The organism is Streptomyces sp. JH14, from assembly GCF_029428675.1.
Classification (GTDB): Bacteria; Actinomycetota; Actinomycetes; order Streptomycetales; family Streptomycetaceae; genus Streptomyces.
Genome location: NZ_JAJNEL010000001.1, coordinates 4,691,758 through 4,706,533, shown reverse-complemented (window position 1 = coordinate 4,706,533; position 14,776 = coordinate 4,691,758). Strand labels below are relative to the sequence as shown.

The window sequence follows — 14,776 nt, the reverse complement described above, 5'->3', positions numbered from 1 at the left end:
CACTCCTCGCGGCGATCCCGGCATGCTCCGAAGGAAGGCGTCAGCCCGGATACGCCGCGAAGAACCGTTCCCGGTTCCTCCGCAACTCCTCCGCCGCCCCGGCGAGCCCCTCGTACTCGAAATGCCCCGCACGCAGCACCTGCAGTTCACGCGGTCCTGCGAGCGCATTGTGTACGGCGAACTGGCCGGGCGGCGGCACCGAGGGATCGAACAGCGCCGCCGCCACCAGCGTCGGCAGCTTCAGATGCGCGGCGGCCGTCGCCGCGTCGAAGTACCGCAGCACTTCGATGACTTCGGGATGCTCACGGTGATACGCGCGCACCGACTCGCCGCTGCCGGCGCACCGCAGCGTGAGCCTCAACGGATGGTTGCCGAACGTGGGCACCGTCAGCTGCGCGGCGCCGAACCGGTCGTCCCACGGCAGGGCCAGCGCACCGAGCCCGCCGCCGAAGCTCTCCCCGAGATAGCCGAGCCGGGGAACCCCCGCGGTGCCTTCGGGAACCAGCCCCGGAACGAGTGCGTGCAGCGCCGATGCCGCACACCACAGGTCGGCCACGCAGTCCCCGATGACATAGGTGTCGCGCGACTCGATGCCGTGGCGGACATGCGCGTCGGCCCCCTCGGGGATCGCCGGCTGCAGACCGCGGCTGCCCATGCCGCGCACGCAGGGCAGGATCGCGGCGGACCGGGGCAGAGGCAGCGGAAGATCGGGCCCCGGCTCCTGCCGACCCCCGTATCCGTGGCCGATCACGAAGCCGTGCTCGACGGCCCCCGCGGCGGGCAGGGCGAGCCAGCCGCCGAGCCGGATCCCGCCCACGGAGGTGAAGCTCACACCATGGATCCGCAGCCCGTCGCGCTCCTCCTCCAGCGGACCGATCTCCGGTTCCGGGTCCACTGTGCGGGCCTCGTCGTGACGTGCTCGCCAGAAGGCCGCGAAATCGCCCGGGGCAGCGGGGGCGGGGACACCCAGAAGGTCGTCCAGCGTGTACCCGTACGACGGATCGAATGGGAAGTCATGCACCAGCGAAGACATGGTCACGACAATATCGCCCCCGCCTTCTCGGTCCGGATATCCGCGAAATGGATCATTGGTTTCGTATTTCACAAACATCCCATTTACCGTTCGGAATCGAACATTCAGATGCCGAGCACGTTGCGCGAGTGTGACCTAGCACCCCCTTGCGCATCTCCGAAGGCGTGTCGCAGAGTGATGTATGCGCTTACAGGCAGCGCATACATTCGGATTGCTCAAGGAGGAGCCCTCCATGTCCCGCACCGCCAGAACCGCCTCGGCCGGTATCGCAGTCGCCCTCGCCTTCGGCATCACCGCATGCGGCAGCTCCGGTGGCGGCGAGGTCGCCGCGGACAAGAAGCAGACGCTCACCGTCTGGGCCATGGGGGCCGAGGGCGAGAAGCTCACGGATGTGGCGAAGGTCTACGAGAAGTCGCACCCGAACATCACCGTCAAGGTGACCCCGGTCGGCTGGGACGTCGCCCACCAGAAGCTGGTCTCCGCGGCCGCCGCCGGCACCATGCCGGACGTGGCCCAGATGGGCGGCAGTTACATGGGCGAGTTCGCCGATCTGGGCGTCCTGGAATCGGTGGACACCAAGACCTTCGACAAGACGGACTTCTTCCCGTCCGGATGGAACCAGGGCGAGGTGGACGGCACCGCCTACGGCGTGCCGTGGTACGTCGACACCCGCGTCCTCTACTACCGCACCGACCTGGCCGAGAAGGCCGGTGTCGACAAGGCTCCGACCAACTGGAAGGAACTGCAGGACCTCGCCACCGCGTACCAGAAGAAGGCCGGTACCAAGTGGGGCCTGTCCATCCAGCCCAGCGGCCTGGACACCGTGCAGAACTTCTACTCCTTCCTGTACTCGGCCGGCGGCGAGATCCTCAACGACAAGGGCGAAGCAGTCGTCGACAGCCCCGAGGCCGTCAAGGCGCTCAAGGAGTACGGCTCGTACTTCGACAAGGGCCTGTCCAACAAGTCCGTGGCGCCCGGCTACGACGTGGTGAAGGACTTCGGCAACGGCCGCGTCCCGATGTTCTTCGGCGGTCCCTGGCACGTCACTCTGCTGAACGAGGGCCAGCCGCAGATCAAGGGCAAGTGGGCGGTGGCGAACGTCCCCGCCGACAAGTCCTCCGTCTCCATGGCCGGCGGCTCCTCCCTGGTGATCTCCAAGGACAGTGAGCACAAGGCCGCTGCCACCGAGTTCATCAAGTACCTGACCGACGCCAAGGGCCAGGCGGACTGGTACGAGCGCACCAAGGACCTGCCGGCCAACACCGCGGCCTGGACCTCCGGAGCGCTGGCCGATGACGCCGACCTCCAGGTCTTCAAGAAGCAGATGGACACCGCCAAGGCCGCGCCCTCGCTCGCCAAGCTGACCGAGATCACCGACAAGGTCGACCAGGCCATCGCGAAGGTCACCCAGGGCAAGGCTTCCGCCGAGGACGCGCTGAAGACAGCGCAGTCCGAGATCGAAGGCCTCGTGAAGTAGGAGCCATGAGCACCACGACCGGAAAGGCCGCACAGCCGGCCACGGTGCAGGCCGGGTCGGGGACCTCACAGTCCCCGGCCGCCGGGCCCCAGGGGCGCCCAGGTCGCAAGAGGGCTTCGATGGGTGTGCAGAACACAGCAGGCTGGCTGTTCTCCACCCCCTTCCTCGTCCTCTTCACCGTCTTCATGGCGTTCCCGATCCTTGCCACCCTGCTGATGAGCTTCACCGACTTCGGACTGCGCAATGTCACGCGTCCGCTGGACGCGAATTTCATCGGCTTCGAGAACTACGTCGATCTGTTCGGCGACGAGAAGTTCCTCAAGTCCCTCTTCAACACAGCCTATTTCGTGGTCATCGGCGTCCCCCTGACGATCTTCCTCGGACTGGTCGTCGCGGTACTGCTGAACAACGGCATCGATCGGGCCCGGACCTTCTTCCGGGTCGGCTTCTACGCCCCCGTGGTCACCACGATCGTCGCAGTTGCCGTGGTCTGGCGGTTCGTCCTGGACCCGAGCGACGGACTGATCGCGGGGCTCTTCACCGAAGTGGGCCTCACTCCGCCGGACTTCCTCGGCTCCGAAACTCTGGCCATGCCGTCGATGATCGCCATGGCGGTCTGGCGCAACCTCGGCACGGTCATGGTTCTCTTCATCGCGGGTCTGCAGGCCATACCCACCGAGGTACGGGAAGCCGCGAAGCTCGACGGTGCCGGTGTCTGGCACGAGTTCCGCAGGATCACCGTGCCCCTGCTGCGGCCCACGCTGCTCTACGCCACCGTGATCACCACCATCGGCTACCTCAACGTCTTCGAGGAACCGTTCGTGATGACACAGGGCGGGCCCTCGGACTCCACCCTCACCGTCTCGCTGAACATGTACCGCGAGGGCTTCAACTTCTTCCACATGGGCTATGCGAGCGCCATGGCGTATGTCCTCTTCGTAGTGATCATGGGCATCACTGTGCTCCAGCTCCGACTGCTGAAGGACAACACGAAATGAGCGCCACCCGTGCACCCGGCGCCGTCCCGACGGCGCCCTCGAAGGAGCCGATCGGTCCCCTGGGCGTGAGGAGGACCCCGGGCGTGACAACGACCCGGAACCCCAAGCGGCTGCTGACCTACGTCCTTCTCACGGCCGGACTGCTGATCATGGCCGCCCCGTTCCTCTGGATGGCTCTCTCGGCCTTCAAGACGTCGAGCGAACTGTCGGCCAGCCCACCCGTATGGATCCCCACCGAGTGGACCCTGGACAACTTCCGGGACCTGCTCGACAAGCTCGACCTGCCGCTGTACTTCATGAACTCCGTCATCGTGGCGGTGCTGGTCACCGTCTCGAACCTGGTGTTCTGCTCGATGCTCGGCTACGCCCTGGCCAAGCTGAACTTCGTCGGACGCAACAAGATCTTCGGGCTGGTCCTCGGTGCCCTGATGGTTCCCGGCAACCTGATGCTGCTGCCGCTCTTCGTGCTGATGAGCAAGCTCCAGCTGATCGACAGCTACGCAGGCCTCGTACTGCCCTTCGCCGCGGGAGCCTTCGGTGTCTTCCTGATGCGGCAGTTCATGCAGTCGATCCCGGACGAGTTGCTGGAAGCGGCCCGGATGGACGGCGCCGGCGAGTGGTACATCTTCTGGCGGATCGTGATGCCACTGGTGAAGCCCGCCCTCGCAACGCTCTCGATCTTCGCCTTCCTCGGCTCCTGGAACAACTTCGTCTGGCCGCTGATCGCGACCAACGACCCGGACAAGTACACCCTGCCGGTCGCGCTCGCGACGTTCGCCACGGACCCCAACAAGGCCGGTGGCTCCAACGGCATGCTGATGGCCGGCGCGTTCCTCGTCGTGCTGCCCGTGCTGATCCTGTTCATCGCACTGCAGCGCCACTTCACCCAGGGCATCGCCACGGCGGGCATGAAGTAGCCCGCCCCACCGACTCGCACGAGGCCGCACCCCACACTCCCGCCGGCCACACCCCTTCACGCACCAGAAAGACATTTTGCGATGACTCACACCCAGGTTCCGTTCCCCGAAGGCTTCCTGTGGGGTGCCTCCACGGCCGCCCACCAGATCGAGGGCAACAACACCAACAGCGACTGGTGGGTCAAGGAACACGCCGCGGGCACCCACATCCAGGAGCCCAGCCTGGATGCCTGCGACAGCTACCACCGCTGGCACGAGGACATGGACGTGCTGGCCGGACTGGGCTTCACCGACTACCGGTTCTCCATCGAGTGGGCACGCATCGAGCCGGCCGAGGGCCAGTTCTCCCGGGCCGAGCTCGCCCACTACCGCCGCATGGTCGAAGGCGCCGTCTCGCGCGGCCTGCGCCCGATGATCACGCTGCACCACTTCACCGTGCCGCAGTGGTTCGAGGCGCGCGGCGGCTGGACCGCCGAGGGCGCCACCGAGCTCTTCGCCCGCTACGTCGCCGCCTGTGCACCGGTGATCGGCCAGGACGTCAGCCATGTCTGCACCATCAACGAGCCCAACATGATCGCCGTGATGGCCGGCCAGGCCAGGCGTGGCGACAACAGCTTCCCGCCGGCGGGCCTGCCGACCCCGGACGACGAGACCACCCAGGCCGTCATCGCCGCCCACCACGCGGCCGTCAAGGAGGTCAAGGGGATCAACGCCGACATCCAGGTCGGCTGGACCATCGCCAACCAGGTCTACCAGGCCCTCCCCGGCGCCGAGGACGTGACGGCCGCGTACCGCCACCCGCGCGAGGACATCTTCATCGAGGCCGCCCGCGGAGACGACTGGATCGGCGTCCAGTCCTACACCCGTACCAGGATCGGCACCGACGGCCCGATCCCGACGGCCGAGGGCGCCGAGCGCACCCTCACGCAGTGGGAGTACTACCCCTCCGCGGTGGGCTACGCGCTGCGTCACACCGCCGAGGTCGTCGGCGGCGACATACCGCTGATCGTGACCGAGAACGGCATCGCGACCGATGACGACAGCCGTCGTATCGACTACTACACCGGGGCCCTGAACGAGGTCGCCTCCGCGCTGCAGGACGGCCTCAACATCCAGGGCTACCTGGCCTGGAGCGCCCTCGACAACTACGAGTGGGGCTCCTACAAGCCCACCTTCGGCCTGATCGGCTGGGACCCGGAGACCTTCGAGCGGCTGCCGAAGCCGTCCGCCGTCTGGCTGGGCGAGATGGGCCGCACCCGTACCCTGCCGCGCATCGCCGGCTGACGGCGACTCACAGACCGGGGGCCACCTGACGGCCCCCTTCGGTACGGGAGCCGACGGAACCTGACATCCGCCGGTCCCTGTGCTGCTCCGTTCAGCGCGGCCGAAGCCCCACGGCTTCGGCCGCGCCGACGGCCATACCCGAAAACGGCGCCATCTGCGCAGCCATACCCGCGGCCCCGTCTCCGCCGCCGCATCGAGCACGCCACGAAATCCCCCCATCGCCCTTCTGCCAACGGGAGCTGGACCTTCATGGACCGTCGCACATTCGTCACCGCCGCCGGGACCGGGGCTGCCGCCCTGTCCCTGGGAGCCGTGTCCGCGTCCTCCGCGAGCGCCGTGCCGTCCGCGCCATCCGCGCCGGCCGCTCGTGCCGTTCGATCCGCGCATACCGCGCAATCTGTTCATGCCCTTGATACACCGCTGCTGCTGCGCTGGTTCCGCGATACGTATCACTCGATCGAGGCAATGACGACCGACCTCGGTCTGGCCACGGACAAGATCGATGTCAGCGGCTCCGGTGGCCCGGTCCAGTCCCGTCAGACATCGCCCACCAATATCGGCTGCGGTCTCTGGTCGACCGTCGCCGCCGCCGGGCTCGGAGTGATCAGCGATGCCACGATGCACCGCAGGCTGGAGCGCACCGTCCGGACTGTGGAGAAGCTGGAGCGCCACCACGGTTTCTGGCTCAACTGGTATGACGCGCACGACGGTTCGGTACTGACCGAGTGGCCCGGCACCGGGGACCCGGTCCGGCCGTTCCTCTCCTCCGTCGACAACGCCTGGCTGATCACCGGCCTGCGCATCGCCACCGACGCCTCGCCCGCGCTGCGGCCGCGCATCGCCCGCATCCTGGCGACCGCCGACTGGTCGTACTACTACACGCCGTACGACCCGTCCGACCCGGTCGCCGGCCCCGGTCAGCTGCGGGGCGGTTTCTGGCCCGACACCGAGGAGCCCACCGGACATCACTACGGCGCACTCAACACCGAGCCCCGCATGGCCAGTTATCTGGGCATCGCGGACGGCTCACTGCCCTCCGACCACTACTGGCACCTGCTGCGCACGATGGTTCCCGAGAACGAGCAGGAACAGCATCCGCAGGGCTCGTACGTCGTCATGGACGGCATCCGCGTCTGGCAGGGCCACTACACGCACCGCGGCCGCAGGCTCATACCCAGCTGGGGCGGTTCGATGTTCGAGGCGCTGATGGTGCCGCTGTTCGTGCCGGAGCCGGAGTGGTCGCCGCAGTCCTGGGGCCTCACCCATCAGCGTTACGTCCGCAGCCAGATCGAACACGGCATGAAGGAAGCGGCGTACGGGTACTGGGGCTTCTCTCCCGCCAACGTTCCCGAGGGCGGGTACCAGGAGTACGGCGTCGACGCCATCGGCATGCAGGTCGACGGCTATGCCTCCAACACCGACCGCACGTACACCACGGACGGCGCGCCCCTGCCGCCCGCGTCCGCGTTCACCAACGGTGTGGTGACCCCGCACGCATCTTTCCTCGCCCTGCCGTTCGCGCCGGTCGAGGCGATCGCCAACCTGCGTGCGCTCGACCGTGACTTCGGCGCCTACCACGACGGGTACGGCTTCCGGGATTCCGTCAATGTCCGTACCGGACGGGTCAGCGACTACCTGCTCGCCCTCGACCAGGGCATGATCGCCGCGGCGCTGGCCCAGGCGATCCGCCCCGGACTGCTCCAGCAGCCTTTCCGGACGGGCGGGTTCCGGTCGAAGGTGCGTCCGCTGCTCGCCAAGGAGCAGTTCTCCATCTGACGCCGGGCGCCGCGCACCGCGTCAGTTCCAGCCCGCGCGGTATGCCGCCCAGTCGCCTTCCCGCGCCGCGAAGTCGACATAGAGCGCGACTCCGAACCGCTCCCGGCCGCGGTCCGTGCGCCCCAGACCCAGTCTGGTGCCGCGGACCGCGGCCGCGACCGTTTCCGCGGACTCGTGGTGTCCGAGGTCGTCCTCGTGGAAGAACGGCAGCCCCATCAGCAGATCGGTCTCCGGGGGCGTCACCTCCAGGGCGAGCGCGGTCTGTTCGGCGACGTAGCCGCCGTACATCCCCTCAAGCGGCATCCAGGTGTCGTACGACATCACCGCTATCTGGTCGACGCGCTGTGCCACCTGCCCGAAGAACTTCTGCGACCACCACTTGGGGCTGCCGCTGAGCGCGCCCACGACCCTGTGTGCCGCAGGCAGCGGGTCGATCTGGTGCGCGGCGACGGAGAGCGGAGCCCTGCGGGCCTTCGTGAGGGCGTGCAGGTCGTCGAGGAGCGAGAGGTAGTGACGGTCGCCGGAGTGCAGCGGCTCGAGGTCGAAGTGGACACCGTCGAAACCGGCGTCGAGGATCTGCCGCGCGGAGGCGACCACCTCGGTGCGGGTGGCGGCCCGCTCCAGGCGCAGCCCGTCGGGCCCTTCGGTCGCGAGTACGTCCCCGAGCCAGGCCTGCACCCGGATGCCGGGCAGGGTGCGGTGCACGGCATCGATCAGCCACCGCACCTTCGGGTAGCGGCTCGCGGGCAGTGTGCCGTCGTGTTCCAGGGGTCCCGCGTGGACGTACAGGTCCTTGATCCCTGTCCCCCTGATCCGGTCGGTAAACGCGGCGAGAGCCTTGTCGCTTCTGCGCCCGTCGACCCAGGCGTGTCCGAGCCAGATGGCATCCCGGCCGCGGGTACGGGTTCCGGTGCCCGGATCACCCGAGTAGTTGAGCCGCAGGGTGGCACCGGCCGTGAGCAGCGGGACCACGATCACCAGGACGACGCCCAGCGCGACCCGCCGCGGCCAGGTCCGCCCCATCCCGGTCCTGCGGAACCGGGCCGCCCCGTTCCGCACAGCCCTCGTCATGCCCTCCATACGCGTACGCACTTCCGCTACCCCCTGATATTCGGCGTGCCGTGGCAGTATGACCGGCAGGACGACCTCCTGCCGAAAGGCCGATGCCGCGTAACCGGCCCGGCGCGCTGCGCGCCGCTCAGCAGAGAACGCCCGGATGGCTGCGCGAGCCGGGCAGAATCCGTCGGCTCTCCCCCTCCACCAGTGCAGCGATCCGTCACGTGGAGCATGAGAGCGGTCTGTACGAGATCTTCCCGGGGGTCACCGCCGTGGCCCTGGGCCGCTGCCGCTCCTTCTTCCGGCTTCCCGGCCGCACCCTGTATCCCGGCCTCGCCGACCGCCCCTGCCGCGGCTGCTCGCTCGACGACGTGACCCATGCCCGGGACGTGCCGGCCGACATCCTGGCCGCACTGCCGCCACGGCTGCAGACCGAGCCGGGGCGCCTGATCGCCCGGATCGACGCGGAGCTGCTGCGCCGGACCCTGCCCGATCCGCGCGCGCCCGGCTGTCCGTGGCGGCGGGAGGCGTCGTGGCGGATGCGCCTGTACGACGGGGTTGTCGATCCGCCGCGGCGGCGCCGGCGGCAGCGCGTGAACCCAGGGAGTTCCGCCGGTGGATCGCCAGGTCGCGGGTGACTGAGGGTGCACATAGCGTCACACATGTGATGCAGCTCGTGAGCCGTACCCGGATTCCCATACCGGGCCGCGCCCTCGTCGCCGTCCTGATGGCAGTGTGCTGGCTGGCCCTTCCCGCTGCGGTGATCGCCCACGCCGACGACCCCGTCACGCTGTCCCGGGACGGGCAGATCACCGACAAGGTGGGGGCGCTCGGCGACCGCCGGGGCCAGGTGGCCGCCGCGCTCGACCGTCTCTACACCGACCGGCGCATCCAGCTCTTCGTCGTCTATGTACATGACTTCTCCGGCCGTTCGGCACAGAGCTGGGCCGACGACACTGCCGACAAGAACGGTCTCGGCCTCGACGACGTGCTGCTCGCCGTCGCCACCCATGACCGGCAGTACGCGTACACCGTCGACCCGGGCTCCCGTCTCACCGACGCCCAGCTGCAGGACGTGGCGACCACGGCGATCGAGCCCGCCCTCAGGCAGAACGACTGGGCGGGCGCCGCGATCGGCGCGGCCGACGGCTACGCCGCCGTGGTGGCCGGAAAGCCCGTACCGACTCCCGCTGTCACTCCCGGCGTGGCCGATCCCGGAACAGGCGGTTCCGGTGGGACGAGCACCGGGGACCTGCTGCTCCCCGTGGTCCTCGTCGGCGGAGCGGGGGCCGTAGCCGCCTATGCGTACGCCCGCCGGAAGAGGCGCGCCACGACCCGCACCACTCCCGGGGCGACGGGTTGGGGGCAGGGCGCCGCGCCGTCTGGCGGGCCGCCCCAGCCGGCGACTCCGCTGCCCGAGCTCGATGCCCGGGCCAAGCAGACGCTGGTGGGCACCGACGACGCGGTCCGCACCAGCGAGGAAGAACTCGGTTTTGCCACTGCGCAGTTCGGGGAAGAGGCCGCCGCCCCGTTCACCGAGGCCGTCACCTTCGCGAAAGGCGAATTGATGGCCGCATTCCGGTTGCGTCAGCAGCTGGACGACGCCTTCCCCGAGAACGATGCGACACGTCGTCGGATGCTGGACGAGATCATCGCCCGCTGCACGGAGGCCAACGCCCGCCTCGACGCCGTCTCCGAGGACTTCGACCGGCTGCGCGCCCTGGAACGCAACGCTCCCCAGGCCCTCGCCACGGCCGAGGCCGCTTTCCGTGCGCTCGCCGGCCGGGTGTCGGCTGCCGAGACGTCCCTGGCCTCCCTGCGCAGCCGCTACGCGGAATCGGCCTCCTCCTCCGTCGCCGGCGACATCGAGCAGGCGAAGGACCGTCTCGTCTTCGCGACGTCCAGCCTCAACCAGGCGCGGCAGGCCGTGGACGGGGGCAACAACGCGTCGGCCGCGGTGTACGTACGGGCCGCGGAGGGCGCGGTCGACCAGGCGACCACCCTCGTCGACGCCGTGGACCGGCGTGCCCACGAACTCGCCCGGGCAGCGGCCGAACTGCCGGCCGCACTCACCGAGACGGAAACCGATCTGGCCGATGCGGACGGGCTGCTCGAAGGCACCGCCGAGGGAGTGTCCACCGCGGATCTTCGGGGCCGGATCGCCCGCGCCCGGTCGGTGCTGGGCGAGGTGAAGAGGGAGCAGCAGGCCGGCCCCTACGACCCGATCGATGCGCTGCGCAGGGTGCAGGAGGCCGATGCGGCGCTGGACGAGGCGTTGGCCGGGGCCCGTGAGCGGGAGCAGGGCGATCGACGGGCCCGGTCCCTGCTCGACCAGGCGGTGCTCACCACACGCTCGGCGATCGCAGCCGCCGCCGATTACATCTCGACGAACCGGGGGGCGGTGGGCAGTCAGGCCCGGACCCGGCTCGCGGAGGCCCAGCGGCGGCTGGAGCGGGCCGGGCAGCTGGCCGGTGCGGACGATCCGCAGGGTGCGCTGGCGGAGGTCCATCAGGCCGACTCGCTGGCCGGGCAGGCGCAGAGCCTGGCCGAACAGGATGTGCAGGCATACGGGAACCGGAACGGTCCGGGCGGTGTACAAGGAGGGGGCGGCGGGGTCGGCGGCGCCGTCCTCGGCGGAATCATCCTCGGCGGACTCCTGGGCGGAGGCAGGGGCGGGGGGTATGGGGGAGGTTTCGGCGGCGGGTTCGGCGGGGGCGGAGGCGGCGGCCCCGGCAGCTTCGGCGGCGGAGGCACTCGTGGCCGACGGGGCGGCGGCGGCCGCTTCTGAGCCCTCGGCAGCGCATGCATCGGAAGCGTTCATCGGGTCCGTACCGGCGTTCCCGCAGTCCACACCAAGGAGAGGTGCCATGACCAAGCAGACCATCCTCGGCCGCGTCACTCAGCTGGCGAAGGCCAATATCAACGCGCTGCTGGATCAGGCGGAGGATCCGCAGAAGATGCTGGACCAGCTGATCCGCGACTACACCGCGAACATCGCGGAGGCCGAGCAGGCGGTGGCGGCGACCATCGGCAATCTGCGGCTGATGGAGCAGGACCATCAGGAGGATGCCGACGCGGCCAAGGAGTGGGGCGACAAGGCACTCGCCGCCAGTCGCAAGGCGGACGAGTTGCGGGCCGCCGGGTCGGCGCCGGAGGCCGACAAGTTCGACAACCTGGCCAAGGTCGCGCTGGGGCGGCAGCTCCAGTCGGAGAAGGAGGCGAAGACCGCAGAGCCCACGATCGCCTCGCAGACGGAGGTGGTGGACAAGCTCAAGTCCGGCCTGGACCAGATGAAGTCGAAGCTGACGGAGCTGAAGGCCAAACGGGACGAGCTGGTCGCACGCGCCAAGTCCGCACAGGCGCAGAACCAGATGATGGACGCCGTCAAGAACATCAACGTTCTCGATCCGACCAGTGAGCTCAGCCGCTTCGAGGACAAAGTGCGGCGGGAGGAGGCGAAGGCGATGGGCAAGCAGGAACTCGCCGCGTCGTCCCTGGACGCCCAGTTCGAGCAACTGGACGGTCTCGGCGACAGCGCGGAGATCGAGGCCAGGCTCGCCGCCCTCAAAACGGCCTCATGACCACCGCATCCGTGACCACCGCATCCGGAGCGCTCACCGCCCCCTCAGCGCGTCCGGTTCTCAGAACATGCTCAGCAGCTCCTCGACCGTGCGCTCGGCAGCCGGCTGCCCGTCGGGCAGCGGGAGTTCGAACCAGACGGTCTTGCCGCGCGGTGTCCGCCGCGAACCCCAGGCCGCACTCAGCAGACCGACCAACTGCAGCCCCCGCCCGCCTTCGTCGGTGTCACGCGCCCGGCGTCGCCGTGGCTGGACGAGACCCGCGTCCCATACCTCACACACGAGTGTGCGGTCGCGCAGCAGCCTGAGTCTGATCTCACCCTCGCCGTACCGCAGGGCGTTGGTGACCAGCTCGCTCACGAGCAGTTCGGTGGTGTCCACCAGATCACCCAGGTCCCAGGCGATCAGCCGGCCGCGGGCCAGCTCCCGGGCGCGGCCGACGGAACGGGGTTCGCGCGGCAGCCGCCAGTCGCCCACCGCGTCGGCCGGGAGTCCCTGGATGCGGGCCATCAGCAGGGCAATGTCGTCCTCACCGTGCCGGGTGTCGAGGGTGGTCAGGACGTGGTCGCAGACGTCCTCGAGCGGGAGGGCGGGTTCGACGAGGGCGTCGCGCAGGGCCTGCAGCCCTTCGTCGAGCGGGTGGTCACGGGACTCGACGAGACCGTCGGTGTAGAGGGCGAGGAGGGCGCCCTCCTTCAGCTCGACCTCGACTTCCTCGAAAGGTTCGCCGCCGACGCCGAGCGGCATTCCGGGCGGGACGTCGAGCAGCAGGGCCGGTTCGCCCGGCTCGACCACGACAGGGGGGAGGTGACCGGCGTTGGCGAAGGTGCACCGCCGGGTGACCGAGTCGTAGACGGCGTAGACACACGTCGCCAGGTAGATCTCGGAGGGGTCCGCGTCGCGGGATTTGTGGGAGGCCCGGGAAGGCCACTGGGCGCCGCCGCCGAAGCCGTCGGAAGCGGTGCCGCCACCGGGCGTGCCCAGGCCACGGGCGACCTCGTCGAGCGCTGAGAGCACTTCTGCGGGTTCCAGATCGAGCAGGGCCAGAGTCCTTACGGCGGTCCGCAGTTCGCCCATGGCGACGGCGGCCCGCAGTCCGCGGCCCATGACATCGCCGACGACCAGGGCGGTGCGGTGCCCCGGGAGTTCGATCACGTCGAACCAGTCACCGCCCACCTCGGTGGCCGCGTTACCGGGCAGATAGCGGCAGGCGATGTCGAGGCCTGCGGCCTCGGGGTCGCCGGGTGGCAGCAAGCTGCGCTGGAGGATCAGCGCACGCTCGTGCTCGCGCCGGTAGAGACGGGCGTTGTCGATACAGACCGCGGCGCGGGCGGCGAGTTCGGTCGCAAGGGCCCGGTCACGTTCGCCGAAGGGCTCGCTGCCCTTCGTGCGGGAGAACCGGACGAGGCCGACGACGGTGTCGTGGGCGACCATCGGCACGGCGAGGGTCGACTGAACGAAGCCACGCTCGTCTCCGGGGACGACCTCGACATGACCGGTGCGCAGGGCGATGGCGCAAGGGGAGTTGAAGGGGTAGCGGTGTACGGCGCCGAGTGCGGGCGGGCCGGTGTCGCCGCCGGTCGCGGCGGCGTCGGGAACGGTCGACGGCAGGGCGTCCGACACAGCACTGGCGAAGGCGACGCGGCGAAGTTCGGCGGAGCCACCGACGGGCTCCTGACGAGGCGAGCCCCAGCTGCCGGGCGGTGCCTCGTCGCCGGTGAGGAGCCCCTGGTAGAGGTCGACGGAGGCAAGGTCGCAGAAGCCGGGAACGGCGACGTCGAGGAGTTCGCGGGCAGTGGTCTCCAGGTCCAGCGAGTTGCCGATACGGGCGCTGGCCTCGTTGAGCAGGGCCAGGTTGCGGCGGGCGCTGGCGGCCTCGCGGGCGGCGATATGACGGCGGGTTACGTCGGTGGCCAGTCCGGCGATGCCGATGGGGCGGCCCGCTCCGCTGTGTACGCGGTAGAGGTTCATCGACCAGTGGCGGCTCTCCGCATGGCGGGGAGTCGTGCCGACCAGCTGGAGATCGGTGACGGACTCTCCGGTCTCCAGTACCCGCTTGAGGGTCGCGGTGAGCCGCTCGGCCTCGGGGCGGGCGAGGTAGTCGTCGACCGTGCGGCCGCGGTGGTCGTCGGCCAGGCCGCCGAAGACGGTGGCGAAGCGCTGGTTGGCGCGTACGACCGTGAAGTCCGTACCGAACAACACGAAACCGAAGGGAGATTGGCCGAAAATGGCCTGCGATGCCGCCAGGTCCGTCTCGATGCGCCGCAACGCGCGGACGTCCACGACGATACAGACCGCGGCCCGTTCCCCGCTCCCCGTCTCGCTGGGCATCACATACAGCTCGGCGACCCCGTGGACGGCCTCCGCGCCCGGCATCCGGAAGGGGACGAGGCCCGTCCACTCCTTGCCGTCGAGTATCTCGCCGACCCGGCGATGGCCGTCCGAGCGCAGCTCGGCGGGCATGAAGGCCTCGACCGGATCCTTGCCCACCGCTTCGTCTGCGGCAATGCCGAAGAGACCGGTGGCCCGGCGGCTCCACTGCTCGATCAGACCGTCGGGGCCGATCGAGAAAGAGGCGACCCTGATGTAGTCATAGATCGAGCCAGGCGGGCTGCTCTGCCACACGACAGTGCCCGCTGTCCCAGGTATTTCGCTCA

Annotated in this window: 11 protein-coding genes; 8 read left to right on the top strand and 3 right to left on the bottom strand. The window is 69.3% G+C overall.

Features of this window, described 5'->3' with window-relative positions:
* Window positions 1-40: 40 nt before the first annotated feature.
* Window positions 41-1,033: an acetylxylan esterase gene (locus LRD69_RS21405; RefSeq protein WP_277328160.1), complete on the bottom strand. Its 993-nt coding sequence runs from the start codon at window positions 1,031-1,033 to the stop codon at window positions 41-43.
* A 232-nt stretch (window positions 1,034-1,265) separates the two neighbouring features.
* Between LRD69_RS21405 and LRD69_RS21400 the strand changes: the two genes are divergently transcribed.
* The 5 genes from LRD69_RS21400 to LRD69_RS21380 all read left to right on the top strand — a co-directional run bounded on the left by LRD69_RS21400 (window position 1,266) and on the right by LRD69_RS21380 (window position 7,485).
* On the top strand, window positions 1,266-2,510 hold the full coding sequence (locus tag LRD69_RS21400) for a sugar ABC transporter substrate-binding protein (RefSeq protein WP_277328159.1): 1,245 nt from the start codon (window positions 1,266-1,268) through the stop codon (window positions 2,508-2,510).
* A gap of 5 nt (window positions 2,511-2,515) precedes the next feature.
* Complete coding sequence (locus LRD69_RS21395) at window positions 2,516-3,508, top strand: sugar ABC transporter permease (RefSeq protein WP_277328158.1); 993 nt, start codon at window positions 2,516-2,518, stop codon at window positions 3,506-3,508.
* Window positions 3,505-4,425 (top strand): carbohydrate ABC transporter permease, encoded by a 921-nt coding sequence (locus LRD69_RS21390; protein ID WP_277328157.1) that lies wholly within the window; start codon window positions 3,505-3,507, stop codon window positions 4,423-4,425. The genes LRD69_RS21395 and LRD69_RS21390 overlap by 4 nt, the downstream gene beginning before the upstream one ends.
* Window positions 4,426-4,506: 81 nt before the next feature.
* Window positions 4,507-5,709 (top strand): family 1 glycosylhydrolase, encoded by a 1,203-nt coding sequence (locus LRD69_RS21385; protein ID WP_277328156.1) that lies wholly within the window; start codon window positions 4,507-4,509, stop codon window positions 5,707-5,709.
* 249 nt (window positions 5,710-5,958) lie between these two features.
* Entirely contained in the window at window positions 5,959-7,485 is a 1,527-nt protein-coding gene (locus LRD69_RS21380; RefSeq protein WP_277328155.1) for a glucoamylase family protein, read from the top strand.
* A 21-nt stretch (window positions 7,486-7,506) separates the two neighbouring features.
* Here the strand turns inward: LRD69_RS21380 and LRD69_RS21375 are convergent, their stop codons facing one another.
* Complete coding sequence (locus LRD69_RS21375) at window positions 7,507-8,508, bottom strand: glycoside hydrolase family 18 protein (RefSeq protein WP_277329828.1); 1,002 nt, start codon at window positions 8,506-8,508, stop codon at window positions 7,507-7,509.
* Window positions 8,509-8,765: 257 nt separating this feature from the next.
* On the opposite strand from LRD69_RS21375, the gene LRD69_RS21370 reads away from it, so the two are divergent.
* From LRD69_RS21370 to LRD69_RS21360, 3 genes are all read left to right on the top strand, one after another.
* Window positions 8,766-9,179, top strand: a complete 414-nt coding sequence (locus tag LRD69_RS21370) for a hypothetical protein (protein WP_277328154.1) — start codon at window positions 8,766-8,768, stop codon at window positions 9,177-9,179.
* A gap of 29 nt (window positions 9,180-9,208) precedes the next feature.
* Complete coding sequence (locus tag LRD69_RS21365) at window positions 9,209-11,329, top strand: TPM domain-containing protein (protein ID WP_277329826.1); 2,121 nt, start codon at window positions 9,209-9,211, stop codon at window positions 11,327-11,329.
* 79 nt (window positions 11,330-11,408) lie between these two features.
* Entirely contained in the window at window positions 11,409-12,122 is a 714-nt protein-coding gene (locus LRD69_RS21360) for a PspA/IM30 family protein (RefSeq protein WP_277328153.1), read from the top strand.
* Between the two features lie 60 nt (window positions 12,123-12,182).
* Here the strand turns inward: LRD69_RS21360 and LRD69_RS21355 are convergent, their stop codons facing one another.
* Window positions 12,183-14,744: a SpoIIE family protein phosphatase gene (locus LRD69_RS21355; protein ID WP_277329825.1), complete on the bottom strand. Its 2,562-nt coding sequence runs from the start codon at window positions 14,742-14,744 to the stop codon at window positions 12,183-12,185.
* Window positions 14,745-14,776 lie beyond the last annotated feature (32 nt).

Coding starts and splice junctions, on each gene's coding strand:
- LRD69_RS21395 (WP_277328158.1), top strand. CDS start 2,516: ATGAGCACCACGACCGGAAAGGCCGCACAGCCGGCCACGGTGCAGGCC.
- LRD69_RS21385 (WP_277328156.1), top strand. CDS start 4,507: ATGACTCACACCCAGGTTCCGTTCCCCGAAGGCTTCCTGTGGGGTGCC.
- LRD69_RS21405 (WP_277328160.1), bottom strand. CDS start 1,033: ATGTCTTCGCTGGTGCATGACTTCCCATTCGATCCGTCGTACGGGTAC.
- LRD69_RS21390 (WP_277328157.1), top strand. CDS start 3,505: ATGAGCGCCACCCGTGCACCCGGCGCCGTCCCGACGGCGCCCTCGAAG.
- LRD69_RS21365 (WP_277329826.1), top strand. CDS start 9,209: ATGCAGCTCGTGAGCCGTACCCGGATTCCCATACCGGGCCGCGCCCTC.
- LRD69_RS21360 (WP_277328153.1), top strand. CDS start 11,409: ATGACCAAGCAGACCATCCTCGGCCGCGTCACTCAGCTGGCGAAGGCC.
- LRD69_RS21380 (WP_277328155.1), top strand. CDS start 5,959: ATGGACCGTCGCACATTCGTCACCGCCGCCGGGACCGGGGCTGCCGCC.
- LRD69_RS21400 (WP_277328159.1), top strand. CDS start 1,266: ATGTCCCGCACCGCCAGAACCGCCTCGGCCGGTATCGCAGTCGCCCTC.
- LRD69_RS21375 (WP_277329828.1), bottom strand. CDS start 8,508: ATGGGGCGGACCTGGCCGCGGCGGGTCGCGCTGGGCGTCGTCCTGGTG.